This window comes from Galbibacter mesophilus, from assembly GCF_023721415.1.
Classification (GTDB): Bacteria; Bacteroidota; Bacteroidia; order Flavobacteriales; family Flavobacteriaceae; genus Galbibacter; species Galbibacter mesophilus.
Genome location: NZ_JAMQVC010000001.1, coordinates 1,061,070 through 1,084,659, shown reverse-complemented (window position 1 = coordinate 1,084,659; position 23,590 = coordinate 1,061,070). Strand labels below are relative to the sequence as shown.

25 protein-coding genes are annotated in these 23,590 nt (G+C 34.4%); 11 read left to right on the top strand and 14 right to left on the bottom strand.

Going from position 1 to position 23,590, the window contains the following annotated elements; genetic code table 11:
* Positions 1 to 82: 82 nt before the first annotated feature.
* The 3 genes from NDQ75_RS04730 to NDQ75_RS04720 all read left to right on the top strand — a co-directional run bounded on the left by NDQ75_RS04730 (position 83) and on the right by NDQ75_RS04720 (position 3,244).
* A complete protein-coding gene (locus NDQ75_RS04730; protein WP_202028249.1) occupies positions 83 to 931 on the top strand; it encodes a class I SAM-dependent methyltransferase in 849 nt (282 codons plus the stop codon).
* Between the two features lie 232 nt (positions 932 to 1,163).
* Positions 1,164 to 1,676 carry an OmpH family outer membrane protein gene (locus NDQ75_RS04725; protein ID WP_202028248.1) on the top strand — a complete coding sequence of 171 codons (513 nt, stop codon included), beginning with the start codon at positions 1,164 to 1,166 and terminating at the stop codon, positions 1,674 to 1,676.
* Between the two features lie 89 nt (positions 1,677 to 1,765).
* Entirely contained in the window at positions 1,766 to 3,244 is a 1,479-nt protein-coding gene (locus NDQ75_RS04720) for an AsmA family protein (RefSeq protein ID WP_202028247.1), read from the top strand.
* On the opposite strand, the gene NDQ75_RS04715 is transcribed toward NDQ75_RS04720, so the two are convergent.
* From NDQ75_RS04715 to rnr, 4 genes are all read right to left on the bottom strand, one after another.
* Positions 3,239 to 3,643, bottom strand: a complete 405-nt coding sequence (locus NDQ75_RS04715; protein WP_202028246.1) for a DoxX family protein — start codon at positions 3,641 to 3,643, stop codon at positions 3,239 to 3,241. The two genes, NDQ75_RS04720 and NDQ75_RS04715, sit on opposite strands and share 6 nt — an antisense overlap.
* Positions 3,633 to 4,328, bottom strand: coding sequence for a LysE family translocator (locus NDQ75_RS04710; protein WP_202028245.1), 696 nt, complete (start codon positions 4,326 to 4,328; stop codon positions 3,633 to 3,635). Before NDQ75_RS04710 ends, NDQ75_RS04715 begins: the two co-directional genes overlap by 11 nt.
* 144 nt (positions 4,329 to 4,472) lie before the next feature.
* On the bottom strand, positions 4,473 to 5,153 hold the full coding sequence (locus NDQ75_RS04705; RefSeq protein WP_242513657.1) for a head GIN domain-containing protein: 681 nt from the start codon (positions 5,151 to 5,153) through the stop codon (positions 4,473 to 4,475).
* Between the two features lie 94 nt (positions 5,154 to 5,247).
* Positions 5,248 to 7,437, bottom strand: a complete 2,190-nt coding sequence (gene rnr, locus NDQ75_RS04700; RefSeq protein ID WP_202028244.1) for a ribonuclease R — start codon at positions 7,435 to 7,437, stop codon at positions 5,248 to 5,250.
* A gap of 491 nt (positions 7,438 to 7,928) precedes the next feature.
* Between rnr and NDQ75_RS04695 the strand changes: the two genes are divergently transcribed.
* The 3 genes from NDQ75_RS04695 to NDQ75_RS04685 all read left to right on the top strand — a co-directional run bounded on the left by NDQ75_RS04695 (position 7,929) and on the right by NDQ75_RS04685 (position 10,200).
* Entirely contained in the window at positions 7,929 to 8,171 is a 243-nt protein-coding gene (locus tag NDQ75_RS04695) for a DUF2007 domain-containing protein (protein WP_202028243.1), read from the top strand.
* Between the two features lie 681 nt (positions 8,172 to 8,852).
* The gene (gene rpiB / locus NDQ75_RS04690) at positions 8,853 to 9,287 is read left to right on the top strand and encodes a ribose 5-phosphate isomerase B (RefSeq protein WP_202028242.1); all 435 of its coding nucleotides are present in this window, start codon (positions 8,853 to 8,855) and stop codon (positions 9,285 to 9,287) included.
* Position 9,288: 1 nt separating this feature from the next.
* Positions 9,289 to 10,200, top strand: coding sequence for a cation diffusion facilitator family transporter (locus NDQ75_RS04685; protein WP_202028689.1), 912 nt, complete (start codon positions 9,289 to 9,291; stop codon positions 10,198 to 10,200).
* Positions 10,201 to 10,466: 266 nt separating this feature from the next.
* Here the strand turns inward: NDQ75_RS04685 and NDQ75_RS04680 are convergent, their stop codons facing one another.
* From NDQ75_RS04680 to pdxA, 7 genes are all read right to left on the bottom strand, one after another.
* Positions 10,467 to 10,820 (bottom strand): hypothetical protein, encoded by a 354-nt coding sequence (locus NDQ75_RS04680; protein ID WP_202028241.1) that lies wholly within the window; start codon positions 10,818 to 10,820, stop codon positions 10,467 to 10,469.
* On the bottom strand, positions 10,817 to 11,374 hold the full coding sequence (gene ruvC, locus NDQ75_RS04675; RefSeq protein ID WP_202028240.1) for a crossover junction endodeoxyribonuclease RuvC: 558 nt from the start codon (positions 11,372 to 11,374) through the stop codon (positions 10,817 to 10,819). Before ruvC ends, NDQ75_RS04680 begins: the two co-directional genes overlap by 4 nt.
* A gap of 32 nt (positions 11,375 to 11,406) precedes the next feature.
* Complete coding sequence (locus NDQ75_RS04670; RefSeq protein WP_202028239.1) at positions 11,407 to 11,883, bottom strand: hypothetical protein; 477 nt, start codon at positions 11,881 to 11,883, stop codon at positions 11,407 to 11,409.
* Between the two features lie 154 nt (positions 11,884 to 12,037).
* Positions 12,038 to 13,174: a tetratricopeptide repeat protein gene (locus tag NDQ75_RS04665; protein ID WP_202028238.1), complete on the bottom strand. Its 1,137-nt coding sequence runs from the start codon at positions 13,172 to 13,174 to the stop codon at positions 12,038 to 12,040.
* Positions 13,175 to 13,236: 62 nt separating this feature from the next.
* A complete protein-coding gene (locus NDQ75_RS04660; protein WP_202028237.1) occupies positions 13,237 to 14,643 on the bottom strand; it encodes a M56 family metallopeptidase in 1,407 nt (468 codons plus the stop codon).
* A 2-nt stretch (positions 14,644 to 14,645) separates the two neighbouring features.
* Positions 14,646 to 15,011, bottom strand: coding sequence for a BlaI/MecI/CopY family transcriptional regulator (locus tag NDQ75_RS04655; RefSeq protein ID WP_202028236.1), 366 nt, complete (start codon positions 15,009 to 15,011; stop codon positions 14,646 to 14,648).
* Positions 15,012 to 15,216: 205 nt separating this feature from the next.
* The gene (gene pdxA / locus NDQ75_RS04650; RefSeq protein WP_202028235.1) at positions 15,217 to 16,260 is read right to left on the bottom strand and encodes a 4-hydroxythreonine-4-phosphate dehydrogenase PdxA; all 1,044 of its coding nucleotides are present in this window, start codon (positions 16,258 to 16,260) and stop codon (positions 15,217 to 15,219) included.
* 106 nt (positions 16,261 to 16,366) lie between these two features.
* Here pdxA and NDQ75_RS04645 point away from each other — a divergent pair, with 106 nt between their 5' ends.
* Both NDQ75_RS04645 and NDQ75_RS04640 read left to right on the top strand, forming a co-directional pair.
* Positions 16,367 to 16,957: a riboflavin synthase gene (locus NDQ75_RS04645; protein ID WP_202028234.1), complete on the top strand. Its 591-nt coding sequence runs from the start codon at positions 16,367 to 16,369 to the stop codon at positions 16,955 to 16,957.
* A 52-nt stretch (positions 16,958 to 17,009) separates the two neighbouring features.
* Entirely contained in the window at positions 17,010 to 18,173 is a 1,164-nt protein-coding gene (locus tag NDQ75_RS04640) for a peptidase associated/transthyretin-like domain-containing protein (protein ID WP_202028233.1), read from the top strand.
* A 220-nt stretch (positions 18,174 to 18,393) separates the two neighbouring features.
* On the opposite strand, the gene NDQ75_RS04635 is transcribed toward NDQ75_RS04640, so the two are convergent.
* Complete coding sequence (locus NDQ75_RS04635; protein ID WP_202028232.1) at positions 18,394 to 18,780, bottom strand: DUF423 domain-containing protein; 387 nt, start codon at positions 18,778 to 18,780, stop codon at positions 18,394 to 18,396.
* Positions 18,781 to 18,860: 80 nt separating this feature from the next.
* Here NDQ75_RS04635 and NDQ75_RS04630 point away from each other — a divergent pair, with 80 nt between their 5' ends.
* The 3 genes from NDQ75_RS04630 (at position 18,861) to NDQ75_RS04620 (ending at position 22,155) form a co-directional block, all read left to right on the top strand.
* On the top strand, positions 18,861 to 20,231 hold the full coding sequence (locus tag NDQ75_RS04630; RefSeq protein ID WP_202028231.1) for a saccharopine dehydrogenase family protein: 1,371 nt from the start codon (positions 18,861 to 18,863) through the stop codon (positions 20,229 to 20,231).
* 284 nt (positions 20,232 to 20,515) lie between these two features.
* Positions 20,516 to 21,613 carry an esterase-like activity of phytase family protein gene (locus NDQ75_RS04625; protein ID WP_202028230.1) on the top strand — a complete coding sequence of 366 codons (1,098 nt, stop codon included), beginning with the start codon at positions 20,516 to 20,518 and terminating at the stop codon, positions 21,611 to 21,613.
* Between the two features lie 71 nt (positions 21,614 to 21,684).
* Positions 21,685 to 22,155 (top strand): Lrp/AsnC ligand binding domain-containing protein, encoded by a 471-nt coding sequence (locus NDQ75_RS04620; RefSeq protein WP_178950248.1) that lies wholly within the window; start codon positions 21,685 to 21,687, stop codon positions 22,153 to 22,155.
* Between the two features lie 55 nt (positions 22,156 to 22,210).
* Here NDQ75_RS04620 and NDQ75_RS04615 read toward each other — a convergent pair whose 3' ends face one another.
* Positions 22,211 to 22,903, bottom strand: a complete 693-nt coding sequence (locus NDQ75_RS04615) for a zinc metallopeptidase (protein ID WP_178950247.1) — start codon at positions 22,901 to 22,903, stop codon at positions 22,211 to 22,213.
* 106 nt (positions 22,904 to 23,009) lie between these two features.
* Entirely contained in the window at positions 23,010 to 23,483 is a 474-nt protein-coding gene (locus NDQ75_RS04610; protein ID WP_202028229.1) for a hypothetical protein, read from the bottom strand.
* Between the last annotated feature and the right edge of the window lie 107 nt (positions 23,484 to 23,590).

The window sequence follows — 23,590 nt, the reverse complement described above, 5'->3', positions numbered from 1 at the left end:
TGAGTCATAATAGTTACCTCGATTTCAATAAAAAAATTGAATAGCGAAAACATTCTGACTTAAATGAGTCTAAGAAAAACAGATGAAATCACATACTCCAAATAGAACCTTTATTACCGTCCAAGATAATTTAGTAACGAAGGAAGTTTTTAAGATTGTAACTACTGAAGAAAAAGGATTACTAAGAACAATCCCCACTCCTCCACCAACAGAAATTGGTAAATATTACGAAAGTGAAGAATACATTTCCCACACCGATTCAAAAGAAACCTTCCTCGATAAAATCTATCAAACTGTAAAAAAGATTTCCTTAGGTAAGAAGAAAAAAATAATTAGAAAATATCATTCTTCTGCAAAATATATTTTAGACATCGGCAGCGGAACTGGTGATTTGATTTCATATTTAAAAAACGATTATTCCTGTTACGGGACAGAACCCAATGATAAAGCTCGCAACATTTCACAAACAAAAGGAAATACCGTTTTTAAAAGTTTAGAAGATATTGAAAACAACAAATTTGACGTTATCATGATGTGGCACGTTTTAGAACACGTTCACGATATAGATTCTCAAATTGAAAAGATAAATACTCTTCTAAACAAAAATGGAGTATTAATAATTGCTGTTCCCAATTACGAATCTTACGACGCAAAATACTATCAAGAAGATTGGGCGGCTTATGATGTTCCACGACATCTTTGGCATTTTAATAAAACAGCTATGAAATCACTACTCCAAAAACAATCTTTTTTTGTAGTAAAAATCCTACCTTTGATTTTCGACTCCTTTTATATTAGTCTTCTTTCAGAAAAAAATAAAACTGGTAAACAAAATTTACTAAAGTCATTTTTTATCGGTTTGAAATCAAATTTAAAGGCAAAAGCTTCAAAAAATCATTCATCTCTAATTTACATAGCTAAAAAGGACTAAAAACGAATTTTGAAGCGATTTAAGGCAGTTTTATTCCCTTTGATACAAGAGTACTAAGGAAACACATCGATAACTCTTTAAAATAGCTTTAAAAAATCAGTTCATTATCATTTAAAATTATAGTATTAAGAATTATAATTGTAAATACTTATAATTTATAAACACAATAGAAAAAACCTAAAAATCGGTTTACTTTTCTATTTTTGTCTGAAACAAAAAATTCTAACTTATAATGAAAAAAATACTATTAGTAGCCGCAATTGCTCTTGCTGCCATTTCTTGTGAACAAAATAAAATTGCCTTTGTAGATAATACAAAATTGATAAATGAATATCAGGAGAAAATCGATATAGAAGCTAAATACAAAAACAAGATTGAAAAGTTCGACAAAAAAACGGACAGTCTTTCTAGAGCTTTTCAAAGTGAAGCACAATCTTTTGAAGCTGAAGCGAAAAGTCTTTCTCAAATGAAAGCACAAGAAAAGTACAATGCTTTATTGCAAAAAAGACAAGCTATGAGTCAGCAATTGCAAATGGAAGAGCAACAACTTTCACAAGAAAGTCAGAAAGAGATCGATAGCCTAATTAAAAAAGTAAGAAGTTTTGTAAAAGATTACGCGAAAGAAAAAGGTTATACGTTTGTTTTAGGTTCTAACGAAGCTGGTAGCGTACTTTATGGAGAAGAAAGTAAAGATATTACTTCTGATGTTTTAAAGGCTATTAACGACGATTACAAGGCTAAATAAAACCTAAATACCCAATAATAAGTTAAGGCGCTTTAATAAAGCGCCTTTTTTTGTACCTTACCTTATCGGTTTACTAATAATTTTAATTTTTGAAAAAGAAACTACTTTACACGCTTCTGATATCCTTCGGCATTCTAGCCATTTTAATAATATCAGCAAACCTCCTACTTCCCAGTTTTATAGAAAAGAAAATTAGAAAACAGGTTTCCGAGTATAACTTGGACATTGGAAAAACATACGTGAATGTGCTTACCAGAAACATTTCCTTTGAAGACGTTCATATTTCAAATGAAAAAAAAGACTCCGCCTTTATTGAAAATATTGATATTGAAAGCATAGCCCTTCAAAATCTCTTTAAACCAGATACTTTTAAAATAGGAACTGTATACGTAAATAACGCTAAAGGATTTCTTCAGAAAAAAGAAAAATCAACGAAGAAGAATTCAGCTAAACCCTTTAAGATTTCCATTGAAAACATACAAGTAGAAAATTCAGAAATTAAATATAAAACTGATACCATTAAGGATCCTATTTCGGTAAAAAATATAGCTTTTTACATCAGTGACTTTCTTTTTGATTCCGAAATAGATTCACAATCGAAATTTAATTTTGATGAAATAACTTTATCCTGCGATTCACTTTTGCTCCCTATTAATGAACATTTAAATTTTACTACTGAAAATATTTCAGCAACTAATGACCGAATAAAGTTTTCCCATTCCGGAATTACAACTCTATATTCAAAACAAGAATTACAGAAGCATGTAAAAGTTCAAACCGATTGGATTGCGTTATCGATAGATTCAATTACAATTGATGAATTTAAAAAAGATAAAAACGGTGCACGAGACCTATTTAAATCACCTAGAATCGGAATATATTCAGGCGATTTAGAAATTTATAAGAATAAACTCCTTCCTCCACCCAACAAATATAAACCACTTTATAGCAAAGCCTTACGCCAACTTCCCTTCGACTTAAAAATAGATAGTATTCTTATACATGACACGAAAATAAAATACGCCGAACGCGTTAAAAATCATGATAAACCTGGAAGCATCGTATTTACAGAAATAAATAGCAGTATTGCCCACTTAAATACCTTAGAAAATTCTGGAAAAACAGAAATAGATATCACGTCTAAATTCATGGGTGACGCAGATTTTGAACTTCTTTGGGATTTTGACATTAACAATGAAAACGATTATTTTACCCTGCACGGGAATATGAAACGTTTAAATGCCGAAAAGATTAATGAATTTGTTAAACCCAATATGAATGTAATTACTGAAGGTTCTATTGATAGTATTATATTTGATTTATTTGCTAACGAAGATAATGCAACAGGGACTTTCCTAATGCAATATGATCATTTTAAACTATCCATCCTTCAGAAGGATAAAAAGGTAGTCAACAAATTTGTAACTTCTATTGCTAATATTTTTATCCCGAAGGACAAACATAAAAGCAAGAAAGTTCACATAGAAATAGAACGGAATAAAGAAAAATCCTTCTTTAATTATTTTTGGTTATCCGTAAGGGAAGGTGTAAAACAAACTTTCTTATAAATTGATTCCGTTTGTTAGCAGATATAAGCAAAAAATTGTTGGTATAAGATAGACTACTATTTTCATGGCTCCATCAAAATCTTTTGCGATACGCTGGCCTATTAAAAATATAAATAAAACTATAATGGCCATTAAACAAGCCATCACTCCTACTCCATTACTCCCCTTTAGATAATTAAAAATACCAACCACTGCCCCAATTCCAGCCAACAACTCTAGAAATGTAATAATAAATAAACTAATCGGAACGATACTTGCAACAAATGTATTTTTAAAATGTTCCTTTAAAAAAGAAATATTTCCCTTCCAGTCGCTTACTTTGTCCCAAAAACTAAACAAAAAAGTTATTGCAATAAATAGTAACAAACAAATAACCGGTAACTGTTTGCTAAACTCCATAATCTAAATTGGTTAAACCTTCAATAACATTTTCTATTCTTTCCTTTTCTTCAGGAAAAAAGCCTTGCAACATTAAAACAACTCCAAAAACAATAAGAATTATGCTAATTACCCTTTTTATTTTAAAAATACGTTTTGGTGTTAATTTACTTCTTAACTGCTTAGCCAACAATATTTTAATACAGTCTACAATTAAATAAGTGGTTAAGATAGTAGCGATAAAAACGAAGATTCTGTCTTGATTCATTTCCAGCTTTGGTCCGAAAATAATGATAATTCCCAACCAAAAACCCAGAACACCAACATTGATGAAGTTAAGAAGAAAACCTTTTAAAAATAACCGAACATAATCGTTTCTGCTCATTACTTCCTTAATGGCCTTTCTAATATCTTTTTTATAATCACTTTTATTCTTAAGAAAGGAAATAACTCCGTAGGTTACCAACAACATTCCCCCAAAAACAAATAAAGATGGGTCATCTTTAATTTTATGCAGAATTCTATTGGTACTGTAGTAAGCAATTAAAATGAAAGCCACATCGCCCAACACTACTCCCACATCAAAACTAAATGCTGCCCTAAACCCTTTAATGGCCCCTGTTTCCAATAAAACAAAGAAAACCGGACCTATAGTAAAAGCCAAGAGAATTCCCAATGGTATGGCAGAAAAGATATCTTCAATCATTTACAAAGAATAATTACATGGACGTTTAAACTCCAGAAATTAAAGTTGGTACAGGCTATTAATGTGGTTAACTATTCAAAAATAAAAAATCATCATAACTTTTTTACGATTATGATGATTTAATATATTTAAGTTTGTTCTGTTCTATGGGTTTTCGTTGATGGTACCTCCAACAAAAGTCTGTTTTTCGAGTACTTTTGGATTTCCATATACGTTGATGGTTCCACCTACTTTAACATCGGCGTCCAGAAATTCTGTAGCATTTACATCTGCAACACCACCTGCTTTAACATCTACTTCCGCCTGTTCAGAAATCAACTCTCCACCTTCAAAGCGTCCACCTGTATTAATAGAAACTTCTTGATTTTTAGCAGTTCCAATAAGTGTAATAATTCCACCCGTACTAGCTTTAGAATTTAAACGTTGGATATCAACATCCAAATCTATTTTAGCGCCCTCTTGAGCATTCAATTCCAAATCTACTTGCTTAAATTTTTCATCAGAAGAAATAAATGCATTTTCATTGGCATCCAAACTATGTATTAAATCCTTTGAATGTAAAACAACGAACGTATTGTATCCTTTGAAAACTTCATTAATCTTCATTCGTACTTTGAGCTTCCCTTTCTTATTAACAAAAACAACATCATTGGCATGCTTACCAGTGATAACTGCTTTGTTTTCATTGGATTTTTTGATCTTGATTGAGAGTCCGTCATAAGCTTTCACTTCATGGTACTCTCCTACTTCCTTTGTAACTTCCTTTTGAGCTGATAAAATTCCAGTAAATAAAAAGAAAGCACCTAAAATTATATGTTTCATCATTTTAAACTTTGTTTGTAATTTTTCATAAAGATACTTGAGAAATTTCCACCTGTTAAAATTAAAAATGATAAAAATTGTTAAAGCATTAAACGTTCTAACTGTTGACTTTCTTTCCAGTTAATTCGAAATCCAAATGTCTTTTTACCAAATCTGTACTCTTCAACTTTACAAAGACTTCATCCCCTAATTGATAAGTGTTTTTAGTTACTTCCCCAACCAAAGCGTACTGCTTTTCATCAAAAACATAATAATCATCTTTTATGTCGCGTGTACGAATCATTCCCTCGCATTTGTTTTCAACCAACTCAACATATATTCCCCATTCGGTTACACCGGAAATAACTCCCAAGAACTCCTCATCGTATCGACCTTCCATAAATTTAATCTGCATGTACTTAATGGAATCCCTTTCTGCACTAGTAGCCAAATATTCCATGCTGGAAGAATGTTTGCATTTCTCCTCAAATTTTTCTTCACTTACAGAAGCACCTTTATCCAAATAATGCTGTAACAAACGATGCACCATAACGTCTGGATAACGACGAATGGGCGAGGTAAAATGAGTATAATAGTCAAATCCTAATCCGTAGTGACCAATATTATCTGTTGTGTAGATGGCTTTGCTCATGGTCCGGATAGTCAAAGTATCTACTAAATTTTGCTCTTTTCTTCCTTGAACATCTTCCAATAAGCTATTTAAAGAGCTTGTAATGGTCTTTTTACTCTTCATATTAATACCATAACCAAATTTGGATATAACTCCCTGTAATAGCATTAATTTTTCCTCATCCGGTTCATCGTGTACACGGTAAACAAATGTTTTCTTTTGCTTCCCGATAAACTCCGCTACCTTTTTGTTGGCCAATAACATAAATTCTTCAATGAGTTTATTGGCATCTTTGGCGGTTTTAAAATAAACCCCAATCGGTTCATTTTTATCATTTAATTGAAATTTAACCTCCACTTTATCAAAAGAAATGGCACCCGCTGCAAGTCTTCTTGCGCGCATGAGCTTTGCCATTTTATCCAAAGTAATTATGGCATCAGAAATGTGCTGTTCGACTTCATAAGTATTCCCTGTAAGAGAAACATCTTCCGGAACTATATTGTTTTCATTTTCAATCATCGCTTGCGCTTCTTCATAAGCAAAGCGTCTATCGGAATACGTAACCGTTCTACCAAACCATTGATCCAATACCTGCGCATCTTTGTTCATTTTAAACACTGCAGAGAATGTGTACTTCTCCTCGTTCGGGCGTAAGGAACATGCATTGTTGGAAAGTATTTCCGGTAACATAGGTACTACCCTATCTACCAAATACACCGAAGTAGCACGATTATAGGCTTCTTCATCTAGAATAGAATCGGGAGTTACATAATGTGAAACATCAGCGATATGAATACCTACTTCAAAATTACCATCTTCCAAGATTTGAAAGGAAAGCGCATCATCAAAATCCTTTGCATCTTTTGGGTCTATGGTAAATGTAGGCACATCCCGCATGTCCCTTCGTTTGGCAATTTCCTCTTCGGTTATGGATGTATCGAGCTTATTGGCATAATGTTCCACCTCTTCAGGAAAACTATATGGCAAGCCATATTCGGCTAAAATAGCATGTATCTCGGTATCGTGTTCACCTGGAACACCCAACACTTTTACTATTTTTCCGTAAGGCGAATCTGCATTCTTAGGCCAATCTTGTATTTCTACAATCACCTTTTCGCCATGTTGTGCATCACCAATTTTATTCTTCGGAACAAAAATATCGGTGTACATTTTAAAATCAGTCGGATTTACAAAAGCGAAATTCTTTTGCATTTGAACAATCCCAACGAAAGCGGTTTTCTTTCGCTCTATAATCTTCGTAATTTCACCTTCAAGCTTTTTACCACTACGTCTTCTAGGGAAAACATATACCTCTACAACATCACCGTGCAGCGCTTTATTCAATAAATTAAACGGGACGAAAACATCACTATCCAATTCATCACAAATCACGTATGCATTGTTTCGACCGGTCATGTCGACTACTCCTTCGTAGTAATTTTGTGATTTTATAGCTTTGTATTTTCCTCTTTCTACTTCTTCTATTCTGTTTTTTTCTTTAAGTTGACCTAATCTCTTAATCAACAAATTCCTACTACTCGTATCTTTTATATCCAGTTTTGCAGCAATTTGTTTGTAGTTAAAACTCTGGTCCCGGTTACTTTCCAATACCGTAAAAATGCCCTTTGTAATCTCATTCTTCTGTTGCTTTTGGGCTCTTTTTTTTCTTTTCGTCATAAATTTTATTTCTTCCAGTAAAGTACAAATTATTATACTACCTATCCAATTAATTTTGTGTTACTAAATTCTTCTAACCAATTTCTGAAAAATATTCATTTCAATAATTCATAAAGTATTATTATTTAGAACATTATGATTTGGTTTACTAAATAGCTTCAGTAGAAATTAAAAAAGTTAAAATTTTATTAAATAATCTGTAACAATAGTATTTTTGCATCGTCTATTAAGAAAGTAGCACACATTATAACATTGAAAAAGTTTTATAAAATAGTCCTTTTTTTTATTCTCCTATTTATTTTGGGAGTGGTTTCCTTTGCCAGCTACATCGATTATTCTTTGGAGAAAAAAGAAAAAACGGAAACTGCCAAGTCGATGGAAATGAACTCTAAAAAATACAATAGGTTCAAATCTTTTTTCTTCCTTTAAAAAGAAATTTTAGCTATTTTTATTGACAACGCGCTTTTCTAAGCGAATTAATCCATTTCAGAATGAAAAATTTTGTTCTGGTTGCTACATACACCTATTCGCATGAATATATGGTACTTAAGTTTTTATTGAAAGATGAAGACATTCCTTTCTTTTTTGAAAATGAAACCATGATAGGAATTTCACCATTTTACTCCAATGCTATCGGCGGAATAAAACTATACGTACACAAAGAATACGCAAACTACGTAAAAGAAGTAATAAAAGACCTCGATAAACCAGACTCGCATTTAAAAATTGTTTAATTAGGTATGAGCGAAAAGTAGTTCGTTTTTAACCCTGAAAAAAAACACCCAAAACCTTACATCCAAGAGACATGCATCGGTCGTGGCTAAAAAATTTCAAACCAGAAAACCTTCAAAATTTCTAGACTCATACATCCAACTCAATTCAATAAAAAATTTTAGTTATTAACTATATAAACATATATATCTTTTTCTTTTTTAAAATTTAAAATAAAATTGATTATTATAATAGGGTGTTGATAGTAGGTAAAAGTTTATTCCGCTTTAGTAGTTATCCTAAAATAAATGGAGTTATAAAAAACTATCAACAGTTATTAAAAATATAAATGACTGAGAAAGAATAAATTTTAAGATTTTCTTCACAGTTGTCAACAACTCAACTAACAGGAAAAATTTAATAATTCACCTATAAAATTTCTGTTGATAACTGTTGAAAAGTGGTTGATGAAATGTAAACTAAAAAGCAAAGAAACTGCTTGCGAAAACCAATTATTTTTACAAATTGATACCCAGATTTATATAACCAAATTTTTTTAATAGAATTAAGCATATAAATATCAACAATTTATTGATTTTTATAATTAACTGAAAATTAAGTAATTGTAAAATTAAATTAACAATGGTGTTTATAATTATAAAATCTACTATTTAGTACCTTTGTTATCAACAAAACTCGAAAAAATGAAAATAGCTATAGGAAACGACCACGCAGGTACACAATATAAATTCGCGGTTTCAGAATACTTGAAAAACAAGGGAATAGAAGTTATTAACCACGGTACAGACGAATCTTCCAGTGTGGATTACCCAGATTTTGTACATCCCGTTGCGCAAGCAGTAACAGGGAAAACAGTAGATTTGGGAATTCTAATTTGCGGAAGTGGAAATGGCGTTGCAATGACAGCAAATAAATATCCAGAAGTTCGTGCAGGTTTGTGCTGGAGTAAAGAAATTGTGACACTTATTCGTGCTCATAATAACGCCAATATTTTGTGTATTCCCGCTCGGTTTACAGCGGTGGAACAGGCAATAGAAATGGTAGAAGTATTTTTAAATACTAAGTTTGAGGGTGGCAGACACCAAAACCGAATTAGTAAAATACCGCTGCACTGTTAGTATGGGCCACTCTCATTCTCACAACCATTCCCACACCCCTTTAAAAGGAACAAATTTACTTATCTCCATTGTTCTAAATATTCTTATAACCGTTTCTCAAGTTATTGGCGGATTGGTATCAGGTAGTTTAGCATTGCTTTCCGACGCACTGCATAATCTAACCGATGTTATTTCGTTGGTTATAAGTTACATTGCCAACCGATTGAGCGGAAAAAAAGCATCTACCAATAAAACTTTTGGCTATAAAAGGGCAGAACTTATAGCTGCTTTTGTGAATGCTTCCACGCTAATCGTTATTGCAGTTCTATTGATTATTGAAGCCATTAAACGATTTTTCAATCCGCAAACTATTGCTTCGGAATTGGTTATTTGGCTTTCTCTATTTGGAATCTTGGCAAACGGATTGAGTGTCTTTCTACTGAAAAACGATGCCAAGAAAAATATCAATATGAAATCGGCTTATGCACATCTGTTAACAGATATGTTGGCGAGCATTGCGGTATTGGTTGGCGGACTTCTAATGAAATTCTACCAATTATTTTGGGTAGATAGCGTTCTTACTTTTTTAATTGCGGTGTATTTGGTATACGTTGGTTTTGATTTGCTGAAGAACTCCACTAGAATGTTGATGCTTTTTACCCCTCCGGAAATAGATATTAAAGAAGTGGTGAAAGAAGTGCATAAAATTCCCACCGTAAATAAACTGCACCATATTCATGTTTGGTGTCTAAATGATGAAGAGCTTCATTTAGAAGCGCATTTGGACTTTAAAAAAGACATAAGTTTAAGTGAATTTAATGAAGTTTTAGCTGAAGTGGAAACAGTTTTGCACGATAAATTTGGTATTAACCACGTAAATATTCAACCCGAATTTAATAAAGAAGACGCTAAAGATTTTATTGTACAGGATTAGTTATTGGTAAATGGTGAAAGAGGTAATTTGTTAAGTTGCAAAGGTTCAAAGAGGCAAAGTAGGCTTTATGCTTTACGCAATAGGCAGAGTTTTTGTTAATTTGAAAAAAGCGAAGAGGGAAAAATTGTTCGTTTTTATTTCAAACTAGAAAAAAGAAACACCCCAAACCCCAAAACCAAAGGGCCAACACCCAAGAAACCAACATTCGTGTACCTGCCTTCTGCAGGCAAGGTTCGTGGCAAAAAAAAAAAAATCAAACCAAAAATCTACCGATACTTATTCTTAAACCATACCTTCTGCCATTCCCTTTTCAGCACCAAAAAGGTAACTTCTTCGGAAAGTTGTACCACATCGCTACCGTCCAAGGCTTTTACTTGTGATTCGGGAACATCTATGATATAAAGGAAATTCAAGTAGTCGGCGAAGCGCTCATTTATCAAAATAAAAATGATTTCATGCAAGTCACGTTTTAGTTTTTCAGCAGAAACATCCAATGAAAATTCTTCTTCTAGATTGGCCAGCTTCAAATCTTTATTCAGCTGAAGAATCAACTTTTTAAACAGTTTTTCTTCCGAAGCAACCTGTAAAAGTTCAGTGCTATTTAAAAAGTCCGATTTCATTTTTTCACTCTAGATTCATTCTGTTTCACAAACGCATCCCAACCCGAATAGCTTTTACCGGACACTATTTTTCCACTATTGTAGAAATGACAAACTGCTGCGGCCAAGCCATCGGTTGCATCTAGATTGTCGGGCAATTTTTTAAGTGTTAAAATACTTTGCAGCATTTTAGCCACTTGTTCCTTACTGGCACTTCCGTTACCGGTAATGGCCATTTTTATTTTTTTCGGGGAATATTCCGTAATAGGAATTTGCCTTGAAAGTCCGGCCGCCATAGCCACCCCTTGCGCCCTGCCCAGTTTAAGCATGGATTGCACGTTTTTACCAAAAAAAGGAGCCTCAATAGCAATTTCATCTGGGTGATGAGCCTCTATAAGTCCGATGGTATGCTCAAATATCTTCTGAAGTTTAAGGTAATGATCACTATATTTTTTTAGAATAAGCTCATCCAATTGAATGATTTTCATGTCCGACCCCACACATTTTATGAGTCCGAAACCCATGATGGTAGTCCCGGGGTCAATTCCTAATATTATTCGTTCTTTTTGAGACAAATTGGCTTTTTTTAGAAGTGCTAATGTACAAACTACTCTACTTTTATAATAATAGGAAGCTGTATTTTCATATTCACGGGAATATTTCTTTTAAGTGCTGGATAAACCCTTGGTAACGTTTCCACGCTATTGGCAATTAAGGTATCTATTTCTGGGATTTCTTTAGCAACTTTTTTATTTTTTTTAATCTGAAGAATAGTTACGTGCCCCTCTTTTCCAATGAGTAGGTGAACATTAATAGTATCGTGCAAATGTGTGTGACTTACTAAATGATTGTCGGCTAAAGTAGCTAAAAAATGGGCAGTAAATGTTTCTTGAAAACAAGCAATTTGTTCGTTTCTTGAAGCTGTTTCGTCACAAGTTTCAAAAAGCGGATATTGGTCTACATCGTTCCAATTGATGCTTTTCCGTTCCCTTTCTACAATGGCTTCTTTGGTTTCTTTTTTAGAGGTAAAAAACTCACAAGAAACCAGTAGAAAACAGCACAGAATGACCCCAATTTTCCGCATGAAAATATTTTAAACTGAAAATTACAATTTTTTTGGAGTTATACGGGCTATCGGAGCGAATTAGTATTGTAAAAAGTGATTTTTCTTTTCTAATCAAGAATTCATTAATCGAAAAACCCCAAAGGTTTCCAAAACCTTTGGGGTTTATTGAGGTTTAGTTGTTCGCAGCAAGATGTATTTCCTTTTTCAATTCAGAAATGCGGTTTTTGGCAAGTTTGGTATACAAATTATCAGGAAATACATCCACATAGTTTTTATATAAATTTAAAACATAGTTTTTGTCTTTATAATAATTGTCTGATTCACGGCAAACATTAAATAAAGCGTAGTAGTTTTTAGGATCTTGGTCGTAAGCTTGCTGATAATAGTTGATAGCAGTCTTTATGTTTTTTTCTTCTATCGTTATGTTGGCTAAAGCCATATATTCTGTGTTGAAATTTACTTTCTGTACTTCAATAGCGGTTTTATAATTAATTTTTGCACTGTCCCATTTTTTCTCCCTTGCGTATAAATGACCGAGACCACGATACCCCTCTGGATCTCCATTATCAAGCTGTATGACTGTTTTATAACAATCAAAAGCTTTTTCATATTCCCATTTAAATTCATAGCACTCTGCTAAACTTTTATAAATGTATGTTTTATGTTGATTAAGATCCAATAGCTTTTCAAAATATGGAATGGCGGGTTCTTTCTCGCCGTTGTTAAAATACGCTAAGGCCTTAAGATTGTTTAAATCAATAGAATTAGGTGCCATTTCCAGACCAATATCTGCATATTTGTGAACAGAATCCAACTGCCTCTGTTGAAGATGATGCTTCCCAATTTCATAAATGTTTTTAATGTTGGTGCTATCAAGTTGGTAAGAAGATTTAAAATAGCTTATTGCTTTAAATGGTTGTTTATCTATGTTTTCAATGCGACCCAGTTGATAGTAATAAAAAGGATTGGTATTCTCTGCTGTTACCAGTTTGTAATAAGTCAAACGTGCTTTTTTAAATTCAGAAATCTTAAAATACAGCATTCCCAATTCATTTTGTGCAATAAAAAGAGTGCTGTCTAATTCAATAACAGCTAAATATTGTTTTTCGGCCTTATCGTAATTTCCCAGGGCTTGGTAGGCACGGGCTATCTGTAGTTGAGATTCCGGCGAGGGATCTTCAGCAAATAAATTTATCGCTTTTACATAATTTCCTTTTTGGTAGTCAATTTGTGCGGAATTAAATGCAGCGGATTGGGCACCAACATTAATTACGCTAAGGAGTAAAATAAGGATAAATGGTTTAAACATAATCTGTTATTTGTACCCCAAAGATTTCAAAAAACTTTGGGGTTAGATTCAGTTAAAATCTCTTATTTATCATCTCCCAGTTTAAAAACAATGGGATAGGCAAAAGTTACGGGGTGCAGATTCCCGTTTTGGTCTTTTCCCGGAATAAGTGTTGGCAACGCTTCAATAATTCTTTTCCCTTCGGCGTCCAAGGAAGCCGCAGGAGCCCTAGTATTTAACACCGTAACACTTCCGTCGGTATTTATCCTAAAGTTAATGTAAACGCGTCCTTGTTCACCATTAGCCTTTGCTTCTTCTGGGTATTTAAAAGTTGCCCGTACATGGCTATCCAACTTTTCCTTAAAACAATCAAATTGGTTCTCTTGAGCAACGCCGTCGCAATCTGTAAACATCGGCTTTTGTGGAATAACGGTAAAAGGTACGTCAGCTCCTTGATCTAGTTTGTTCGCATCAAATTCTCCTTTGGAAGTAAATTTCCCTTTGGATGCCTTTACCGAGAGTGAAAAAATTCGTTTTCTTAAATCTGGGGAAATAGCTTCGCTTTCACTTGCCAAAGTAGTTTCCAGTTGTTGGATTTGCTCTTCCAAAGACATTTTCTGATTTTCCACCACAGTGGTTTCCTCTTTTTCACAGGATGTATAAAAAAGCATCCCTAAAACCAATGGAAATAGCAATAAATACTTCAGTTGCCACACTTTTTTAGATTTCGATTTTTGTAACATAACGATTCGTTTTTTGATTAATGAATGATTAAAAAATTGATTGACAAAGGAGATACGTTCCGTCTTAAATACTTCTTCAAGCAGGCGGTTATAATGCTCCTTTTTATTGTTTTTTACCGTTTTGGCATCGGCGATGAACTCGTGCAGTTCGGTAATTCTAGATTGGTAGATGTAAATAAGCGGATTGAACCAAAATACAATGCGAATAACTTCAAAAAAAAGTAAATCCCATGTGTGTTTTTCTTTTATATGAACCAATTCGTGCTCAATAATATGGTCATGCGGTTTTTGTAAGATTTTTTTACCGATAAAAATGGTATTGAAAAACGAAAACGCCACTTCTCTGTCTACTGAAACTCTTCGGTATCTCTGAAAATAATGAATATCCCCCTGATTTTTAAGTTGATGAAGCTGTATAAGTTTATATAAAAACCAACAAACACTTATAAAACTTCCAGCAATTAAAACCCATTCCCAAACAGCAATTGAACTTATAAAATTGACTGTGTTACTTTCAATTGTTTCTGAAGAATTTCCCACTACAACTTCGGGTAATAAAAAAATAGAATCCTCAGAAACGGTGCTTTTAAACTGTTCAATTTTTATGAATGGAAGCAAGAACGAAAGCATGGGCGTTGCTATTAAGTACATTCTGTTCCAGTTGAAGAACGTTTCTTTCTTCAGAAATAAATCATAAATTACCAAAAAAATTAATTGAAAGGTGATGGTTTGGATAATGTAGGACATAATTACTGGTCTTTATCGTTTTCAATTTCCTTTAAAATTGCTTCCATCTCTTTTATGCTGATGTCGTTTTTCTTTACGAAAAAGGAAACCATACTTTTAAAAGAACCTTGGAAATAGCCGTCTACCAATTTGTTGATGGATTGGTGACTGTATTCAGACTTTTTCATTGTAGGATAATAAATATAGCCTCGGCCTTCCTGCACATGGTCAACATAACCCTTGCTTTCCAAAATGCGAACAATGGTAGAAATGGTGTTGTAAGCCGGTTTGGGAGTAGGGAGTTGGTCTATAATGGCCGCCACGTTGGCTCGCTCCAATTGCCATAAAACCTGCATTACTTCTTCTTCTGCTTTGGTAAGTTGTTTCATCTATTTATAAATTTTATACTTTCTGTCACCCTGAGCGGCTCTGCTGAACATAGCTTCAGTATGTCGAAGGGTTTTAACTAATTTTTTAGTTGAATTGTTTATACAAATATAACTAAAAATATAGTTTAAACTAATAATTTAGTTTAAAAAATTTAAATGCTTGATACTTTTGATGAATTTAAATAAGTAATTATCTCTATTTTAACTACCTACGCGATTGTTTCTTAAGCTGATTACTGGTTAGTTCTTTATACTCTTCCCTATTTTTAAAAATATGAATAGCGGTAAAAACGGCTTCTTCAAAAGATTTATGGTTAGCTTCACCTTTTCCGGCAATTTCAAAAGCGGTTCCATGGTCGGGAGAAGTACGCACTTTAGAAAGGCCGGCGGTATAATTAACGCCTTTTCCAAAAGAAAGTGTCTTAAATGGAATTAACCCTTGGTCGTGGTATGAAGCTAAAATAGCATCAAAATTATGATGGTTACCAGACCCGAAAAAACTGTCCGCTGCATACGGACCATAAACTAACTTACCGCTTTCATTTATTTTGTTGATAACTGGGCGCAATACATCATCGTCCTCTTTGCCTATTACGCCATTGTCACCCGTATGCGGATTAATTCCCAGTACAGCAATTTTGGGTTTCCGAACCTTAAAATCTTCCACTAATGACTGATAAATCTTCTTTACCTTATTTTCAACTAATTTAGCAGTAATCTTCTTGCTTACATCCTTCACCGGTACGTGGTCGGTTAAAAGACCTACCTTTAAGTCATCGGTAACCATAAACATAAGCGCTTCACCCTGCAGCTCTTGGGCTAAATAATCAGTATGACCTGGAAATTTAAAATCGTCTGACTGTATGTTGTGTTTATTAATAGGAGCGGTCACCAACACGTCTATTTCATCATTCTTTAAAGACTCCACAGCAGCCTTCAACGACAAAAATGCATATTTACCACCTTCTTCGGTTTCTTTACCTGGTTCTATATTGGGCGTTTCGCGCCATACATTTACTACATTTAACTTTCCATCCACCGCTTTGTTGGCAGCATCAATACCGTTGTAAGCAATCTCCATTTTTAGCATTTTCCGTTGGTAATTAATCACCTTGGTAGAGCCAAAAATAATGGGGGTGCAAAATTCCAGCATTCGGCTGTCTTCAAAGGTTTTAAGAATTACCTCACAACCAATCCCATTTAAATCCCCTATTGAAATTCCAACCCGTATGCTGTTATCTGTACTCATAATAATTTGTTAGTTTAATACCGCTATGCGAATTTATAATTCTTAGGTAGGTTTATGTACCTTTGTAGATAGCAATGTCATACAAATTTAATTAATAAATATAGAAATGTTTACGGGAATTATAGAAGAGTTGGCAGTAGTTACCAATATTGTGAAGAATGGAGAAAATATAGACATCTCTGTAAAAAGTGCTATTACCAATGAACTTAAAATAGACCAAAGCGTGGCGCACAACGGTGTGTGCCTTACCGTAGTTTCTATTGATGGCGAAGAATATACCGTAACGGCAATTAAAGAAACACTCGATAAAACAGCAATTGGCAGTTTACAAATTGGTGATGAAATAAACTTAGAACGAGCCATGAAAATGGGAACCCGTTTAGACGGACATATTGTTCAAGGTCATGTTGACCAAACCGGAATTTGCAAAAACATCGCTGAAGAAGACGGTAGCTGGCGTTTCACTTTTACTTATGATGCTTCTAAAAACAACGTAACCATAGAAAAAGGCTCCATCACGATAGACGGCACCAGTTTAACGGTGGTAGATTCTAAAAAAGATGAGTTTAGCGTAGCCATTATTCCCTATACCTACCAGCATACCCGATTTAAAAACTACCGTATCGGTGATGAGGTTAATTTAGAGTTCGATGTTATTGGAAAATATGTTGCTAGATTGTTGGAGCTGCATAAATAAGAAGTGTTGCCGTATGGATTAAATTCATTATTTTGGTTTTAAATAACCAACCATGCGTTTTACGTTACTTTTATTATTCATTTCGCTATCGGTTACCGCTCAAAATCAACTTGGCGGTGTTATTTTGGATAGCGCTTCAAAAAGACCTTTGGAATTTGTAGATGTTTACAATCGCTATGATTATACTATAACCAACGCCGACGGTTCTTTTCTTTTCCTTTCTGAAGGAGATTCCGTTATACTGAAAAAATTGGGGTATAAAGAGCTTCGAACAACCTTTGAAAAGCTTCAAAATAAAAAGCATATTTTTCTATCGGAAGCTTCCATTGCTTTAGATGAAGTTGTGGTAACCAACGAAAGCAGCATTTTCGATAAAATAAACAAAGCCATTCCTTCCAATTACCCTTTTAGACCTTTTGAAGAACGCTTTATGCTTCGGGCGGTGTTAAAAAAGAACGACAGCATTTTAAAAATCGAGGATCTTTCAGGAAAAGTGAAAAGACAACAGCTGTTAGCAACTAAGGAGTTCCCTTTTCCCAAGAAGAACTTCGAAATAGAGTTGTTAAATATGCGAAAAGCAGGTTTGGAAGAAGAAGATGTTGAATTTAAGTTGAACGATTTTAATGAAATTTTCCGCTGGTTTAACATGTTATTTGTTTCCAGAAAATATGTGGATACCAATATTAAGGCTATTAATGAAAATACGGTTAAAATTGATTTTGCAACCAAAGATTCCGTATTTAAGGCAGACGGTGATAGAATTGAGGGATATTGGATGATAAACACTACGAATCATGCTATTCTTGAAGGGATGATCAGCTCCAATAGGACAAGAATTGAATACAATAAGAGCGGGCCATACCGCTATTGGACACCATTTTTCGCAGTTAATACTATTTTCAGTCAACATGAAAACGGACGCTATTTTATTAAAAATTCCAGAGTAGATTTTAAAACAGAAGTGGTCAACTCAAAAACAGAAAAAAAAGATTTCTACACCTGCAGTTATATTCTTACGAGTCAAGACAATTTTAACTACCTAAATACCAACTCAAATGTTTCCGAAAAGCGAGATATTTTTAAACTGAAGTATCCCTACAATCCGGATTTCTGGGAAAAACAGAACCAATTATTGTTTACAGAAGAAATGCTGGAATTTCTGGCTACGGTAAAAGACGAAAACAACGAATACCGTGCTGTCTCTAATTTGAATTAATTCTTTATTTGCAAAGACGCAGGATGACCGAAGCTAGATGTCGAAATGGTTTCAGGTTTTAAGTTTCAAGTTCTTGGTTCTTTGCTCATCTTTTTGTGTTCAATTTCTACTTGATCGAAGGTCGAAATAACGTCAAGAGTAAGTTAATGTGACATCTCCCTACGGTCGATGTGACTTCTTTTCTCTTTGTCAGGCTGAGCTTGTCGAAGCCTAACCAAAGCTAAACCTTCAACCGTATAAACTTATAAATAAGGATTCCCCAAGAAATAATTAAAAGCGTTCCGCCAATAGGCGTTACAAATCCTATTTTTTTAAAGTTGAAAGAGGTAAGAGCATTAGTTGCCAGTCCGTAAATAGAGCCAGAAAATAAAATTACCCCAATAACCACCAAATACAGAATCGTGCTTTTGGTACCGGAAGAAAGCATGGTAGAACTGCCAACAAAAAGGAGAAGCAGCGCATGGTACATTTGATATTTAACTCCGGTTTCAAACGTTTTTATCGCTTCAGCATCCAAAGCATTTTTTAAAGCATGTGCACCAAAAGCACCTAAAATCACCGCTAAAAATCCGAGAATCGCACCAGCGACCAATATTTCTTTGTTCATTTGTAAACTTTTTATGATTCTTATTGTTGTATTTATAACATTTTAATACATTAGTGTTATAAAATTATAAGCCCAACCGTATGCGAACTATCTTATTAATTGGAGCCGGTAAATCCACTTCACATCTTTTACAATTTCTTTGCGATAAAGCAAAAGCTGAAAATCTTCATATTGAAATTGGCGATATCAACTTAGCAAATGCCCAAAATCTTATAAGTGGAAAACCGAATTGCACCGCTATAAAATTAGATATTTTTGATGAGGACGAACGCAAAAAGGCAATAAAAAAAGCTGATTTGGTTATTTCCATGCTCCCTGCGAGATTTCATATAGAAGTAGCAAAAGATTGTCTTCATTTTAACAAGAATATGGTAACGGCGTCCTACGTAAGCAACGAAATGGAAGCATTGGATGCTGAGGTAAAGCAAAAAGGACTAATTTTTTTAAATGAAATAGGGGTAGACCCGGGCATCGACCACATGAGTGCGATGAAAGTGATAGACCACATTCGAAGCAAAGGTGGGAAAATGATTTTATTCGAATCTTTTACTGGTGGTTTGGTGGCCCCCGAAAGCGACACTAATTTATGGAATTACAAATTCACTTGGAACCCACGAAACGTAGTAGTAGCAGGGCAGGGGGGAACCGCTAAATTTATTCAGGAAGGAACTTATAAATACATCCCGTACCATAAACTATTCAGGCGTACTGAGTTTTTAGAGATTGAAGGTTACGGAAAGTTTGAGGGCTACGCAAACAGGGATTCGCTAAAATACCGAAGTGCTTATGGTTTGGAAAACGTGCTAACGCTTTACCGCGGAACGATTCGGCGGGTTGGCTTTTCCAAAGCCTGGAATATGTTTGTTCAATTGGGAATGACAGACGATAGTTTTGCTTTAGAAGATTCTGAAAACATGAGTTATCGCGAGTTTGTTAACTCCTTTTTACCTTACTCCCCGACTGATTCCGTGGAATTAAAACTTCGTCATTACCTTAAGATTGACCAAGACGATATTATGTGGGAAAAGCTGGTAGAACTGGATCTTTTCGATACCCAAAAGAAAATCGGGATTAAAAATGCCACTCCAGCCCAAGCTTTACAGAAAATTTTGGAAGACCACTGGCTGCTTCACGAAGAAGACAAAGATATGATTGTAATGTACCATAAATTTGGATACGAACTAAACGGTAAAAAACACCAAATCGATTCGAGCATGGTGGCCATTGGCGAAGATAAAATCTATACAGCTATGTCTAAAACCGTGGGATTGCCATTGGGAATTGCCGCCTTGAAAATTTTAAACAAGGAAATTACAGCTACGGGTGTTGTTATACCCATTCATAAGGACATTTATGAGCCCGTTCTTAATGAACTTGAAAACCACGACATAAAATTTACTGAAAAAGAAGTCCCTTACATGGGTTATAACCCTAATAACGTTGCTGGATAATTAAAGAAGTATTCCTGCAAAATCTTTATGGGGTCTGCCAGGAGACAAGTAATTGAGGCAAACTACCTCGGGGCGATCCTGCCTGACCGGCAAAGGCGGGCCCCTGAAGCATTGAAAGGAAATTCAAGTTTAATTTCGACGCAAGCGTCGGAGCATTTAAATCTCGCTTATGGAGTAAAATATAACGTGATTTTAATACTAAATTTAAGGGAGAGTAATATCTTTAAGAACAATTCATTTCAAGTTATTCTTAAAACCGAAATCGCTTAATTAATCCATGTAAAATGAAAGTTTATAATCTTTTTCTTTTCATAGGTCTTGCCGCTATTTACAGCTGTTCTTCTACTAAAAACAAGCCTACTGCGGATACTAAAATGGTGTTTCTGGATGAATATATTTTTCCGAATAAAATAATGCTAAACAACACCGAAATTGGTGGACTTTCGGGCATCGATTCTTATGAAGATAAATATGTTTTGGTTTGTGATGATTCTAAAAACCCGAGGTTTTACATGGCCGATGTTCAGATAAATAATACTTTGATAGACACGGTTATTTTTCAAAAGGTTGTTGAATTCAGTTTGGATGACCCTTTTATGGAAACTACTTTTTTTGATTTAGAATCAGTTTTGTATCGTGAAGTTTCGGAAGAACTTTTATTTTCTTCGGAAGGGAATATTAAAGACAAAAGAGATCCATCTTTGTTTAAAACTACTGCCGAAGGAAGTTTTGTAAACAGTTACTCCATACCATCTTATTTTTATGCGGAAAGCGAACAGGGGCCAAGACACAACGGCACGTTTGAAGGGTTAGCACGAAGTTTTAATAACGACGGATTTTGGGTAGCTACAGAACTTCCTTTGAAAAAGGATGGGGAAGAACCCAAAACAACTGAAACGTATTCGCCTGTGCGAATTACCTATTACAATTGGGAAAATGAAAATCCGCAAAGGCAATTTATATATCAGTTAGATAAAATTGATAAACGGCCAAAAGGCGATTTTGCCGTAAACGGAGTCTCGGAAATTTTTATGGTTTCTACTGAAAAAATGTTGGTTTTAGAGCGATCGTATTCTTCCGGTTGGGGTAAAAAGGCAAACGGACTCAAAATATATGAAATCAATATAACCAATGCTGAAAATTCTCTAGAGAAGGAAAATCTTTCTGAAGAAAAAATAGAAACTGTAGAAAAGAAATTGGTATTCGATTTGGCATCACTCCGCAAAAAATTGACTTCAAAAAGTATTGATAATATTGAAGGAATTTGTTTCGGACCAACATTAGAAAATGGTCATAAAACGGTGTTGCTTATTTCGGATAATAATTTTAACAAACTTGATCCACAAGTAAACCAATTTTTGTTGTTTGAAATTTTGGAGTAGATTTAACTTAATCTGCAGGTTACAATTTATTGTTTATTTAGCTATTTTTGTTAGTATCCAAAACTGTATAAATGAAATTCACTAACGAAATAGTAGAAATAGACGGTATCGACAAAGAAATCCTAAGAAATTTGATGGAAGATGCCCGAAAACCCATTTTAGAAATAGCGCGAAAAATTGGAATCTCCGGTGCGGCGATTCATCAACGCTTGCGAAAATTAGAAAACTCCGGACTTATTTCAGGTTCTAAATTTGTTATAAACCCGCGTTTATTAGGCTATCACACCATGGCATTTATTGGTATTTACTTAGATAAAGCCATGCGAAACCCCGAGGCGGTAAAACAGTTAAAAGAAATCCCCGAAGTGCTGGAATGCCATTATACAACTGGAAATTGGTCCATCCTAATTAAAATACTTTGTAAAGACAATGAACATTTAATGAATGTCTTAAATCACAAAATACAATCGATAGAGGGTGTTTCCCGTACAGAAACGTTTATTTCATTAAACCAACAGATTGAACGACAAATAAGTATATAAAAAAAAACCCAAAGGTTTCAAAAACCCTTGGGGTCTATAATTTAATAATCTCTTATTAATCACGCCCTCCAAAAACTTGCATCGCGAAGTACAAGAGTGTAGCCAAAGAACCTACTGCAGCCACCACATACGTTCGAGCAGCCCATTTTAAGGAATCCTCTGCGCCTTTGTATTCATCAGGGGCGAGCATGTTTTTATTTTTTAGCCATGCCAGTGCACGGTTACTGGCATCGTATTCCACAGGAAGAGTTACAAAACTGAATAACGTTCCCATGGCAAACATAATAAGTCCGATTACCGCCACCGTATAGCCCAAACCAGAAGTAGCACCCAATACCAAACCACCAAAGATTACCCAAACCGACATTCCGGAAGCCACACTTACAACGGGCACCAGTTTGGAACGCATTTGCAACCATTCATACCCTTTGGCATGCTGCACTGCGTGTCCACATTCGTGGGCGGCAACAGCTGCGGCTGCTGCGTTGCGTTGGTTGTAAACACCTTCGCTAAGGTTTACGGTTTTCTTGGCAGGATTGTAATGGTCTGTCAACATTCCTGGCGTGGAAATTACATCTACATCAAAAATGCCATTATCTTCCAACATTTTACGTGCTATTTCAGCCCCGCTCATTCCATTTCTTAAATGAACTTTAGAGTAATGCTTAAACTTGCTTTTCAGTTTCGAACTTACGTACATACTTAAAAGTCCGATTGCACCGATTAAAATCCAATATCCTATTCCCATGATTTTTATTTTTTCTGAATACTAAAATTACGATATAAAAAGCAAAAACCCCGCCAAATTTAGCAGGGTTTTAACAGCTGACGTTACGACAGTATTTTTAAAGATTTTATTGACAGATAGGAACGGTAAAGGCACCTTCTACTATAAAATCGTCATTATCAAAACCTTCCTCTTTTCCATAACCAACCTTCAGTCTTAAAGAAACATTTGAATCATTAATTGAATCTATAATGACAGTGGACTGTAAGCTATTATATGGGGTTTCTCCTTTTTTTCCAAAAGCAACGTTGGTTGAATAAGTACCTTCTGCTGCTGCTACTTTTACAACAGAAACATAATGTTCGTAGGATAAATTATCAGATTCACAGCCTGCTTCAACATTCGTAATATCAATGGAAAGTGTTTCTTCATTTGTATAAAAAGCAATACCACCCATGGCAGTAAAATTATCTCCGTGGACTTTTCCACTCAAAGTATCAAAGGTAATTTCGTCGTTGCCACTGCTATCATCATCACTTGAACAGGAAGAAATGGTTAATGCTAAAAAGGCAAGTGTAATTGCTAAGTACGTTTTTTTCATGGTAATTTGGGTTTAAAGTTCAATATCAAACATACTAAAAACATAGAAAATAAACACATAATATTTATGTTAAATTTCTATAAAGTGAAAAGGAATTTATTTATTGA

What these genes read in the sequence shown, in the direction of transcription:
- NDQ75_RS04730 (WP_202028249.1), top strand. Translation starts at nt 83, where the DNA reads ATGAAATCACATACTCCAAATAGAACCTTTATTACCGTCCAAGATAAT.
- NDQ75_RS04725 (WP_202028248.1), top strand. Translation starts at nt 1,164, where the DNA reads ATGAAAAAAATACTATTAGTAGCCGCAATTGCTCTTGCTGCCATTTCT.
- NDQ75_RS04715 (WP_202028246.1), bottom strand. Translation starts at nt 3,643, where the DNA reads ATGGAGTTTAGCAAACAGTTACCGGTTATTTGTTTGTTACTATTTATT.
- NDQ75_RS04710 (WP_202028245.1), bottom strand. Translation starts at nt 4,328, where the DNA reads ATGATTGAAGATATCTTTTCTGCCATACCATTGGGAATTCTCTTGGCT.
- NDQ75_RS04705 (WP_242513657.1), bottom strand. Translation starts at nt 5,153, where the DNA reads ATGATGAAACATATAATTTTAGGTGCTTTCTTTTTATTTACTGGAATT.
- rnr (WP_202028244.1), bottom strand. Translation starts at nt 7,437, where the DNA reads ATGACGAAAAGAAAAAAAAGAGCCCAAAAGCAACAGAAGAATGAGATT.
- NDQ75_RS04695 (WP_202028243.1), top strand. Translation starts at nt 7,929, where the DNA reads ATGAAAAATTTTGTTCTGGTTGCTACATACACCTATTCGCATGAATAT.
- rpiB (WP_202028242.1), top strand. Translation starts at nt 8,853, where the DNA reads ATGAAAATAGCTATAGGAAACGACCACGCAGGTACACAATATAAATTC.
- NDQ75_RS04685 (WP_202028689.1), top strand. Translation starts at nt 9,289, where the DNA reads ATGGGCCACTCTCATTCTCACAACCATTCCCACACCCCTTTAAAAGGA.
- NDQ75_RS04680 (WP_202028241.1), bottom strand. Translation starts at nt 10,820, where the DNA reads ATGAAATCGGACTTTTTAAATAGCACTGAACTTTTACAGGTTGCTTCG.
- NDQ75_RS04670 (WP_202028239.1), bottom strand. Translation starts at nt 11,883, where the DNA reads ATGCGGAAAATTGGGGTCATTCTGTGCTGTTTTCTACTGGTTTCTTGT.
- NDQ75_RS04665 (WP_202028238.1), bottom strand. Translation starts at nt 13,174, where the DNA reads ATGTTTAAACCATTTATCCTTATTTTACTCCTTAGCGTAATTAATGTT.
- NDQ75_RS04660 (WP_202028237.1), bottom strand. Translation starts at nt 14,643, where the DNA reads ATGTCCTACATTATCCAAACCATCACCTTTCAATTAATTTTTTTGGTA.
- NDQ75_RS04655 (WP_202028236.1), bottom strand. Translation starts at nt 15,011, where the DNA reads ATGAAACAACTTACCAAAGCAGAAGAAGAAGTAATGCAGGTTTTATGG.
- pdxA (WP_202028235.1), bottom strand. Translation starts at nt 16,260, where the DNA reads ATGAGTACAGATAACAGCATACGGGTTGGAATTTCAATAGGGGATTTA.
- NDQ75_RS04645 (WP_202028234.1), top strand. Translation starts at nt 16,367, where the DNA reads ATGTTTACGGGAATTATAGAAGAGTTGGCAGTAGTTACCAATATTGTG.
- NDQ75_RS04640 (WP_202028233.1), top strand. Translation starts at nt 17,010, where the DNA reads ATGCGTTTTACGTTACTTTTATTATTCATTTCGCTATCGGTTACCGCT.
- NDQ75_RS04635 (WP_202028232.1), bottom strand. Translation starts at nt 18,780, where the DNA reads ATGAACAAAGAAATATTGGTCGCTGGTGCGATTCTCGGATTTTTAGCG.
- NDQ75_RS04630 (WP_202028231.1), top strand. Translation starts at nt 18,861, where the DNA reads ATGCGAACTATCTTATTAATTGGAGCCGGTAAATCCACTTCACATCTT.
- NDQ75_RS04625 (WP_202028230.1), top strand. Translation starts at nt 20,516, where the DNA reads ATGAAAGTTTATAATCTTTTTCTTTTCATAGGTCTTGCCGCTATTTAC.
- NDQ75_RS04620 (WP_178950248.1), top strand. Translation starts at nt 21,685, where the DNA reads ATGAAATTCACTAACGAAATAGTAGAAATAGACGGTATCGACAAAGAA.
- NDQ75_RS04615 (WP_178950247.1), bottom strand. Translation starts at nt 22,903, where the DNA reads ATGGGAATAGGATATTGGATTTTAATCGGTGCAATCGGACTTTTAAGT.
- NDQ75_RS04610 (WP_202028229.1), bottom strand. Translation starts at nt 23,483, where the DNA reads ATGAAAAAAACGTACTTAGCAATTACACTTGCCTTTTTAGCATTAACC.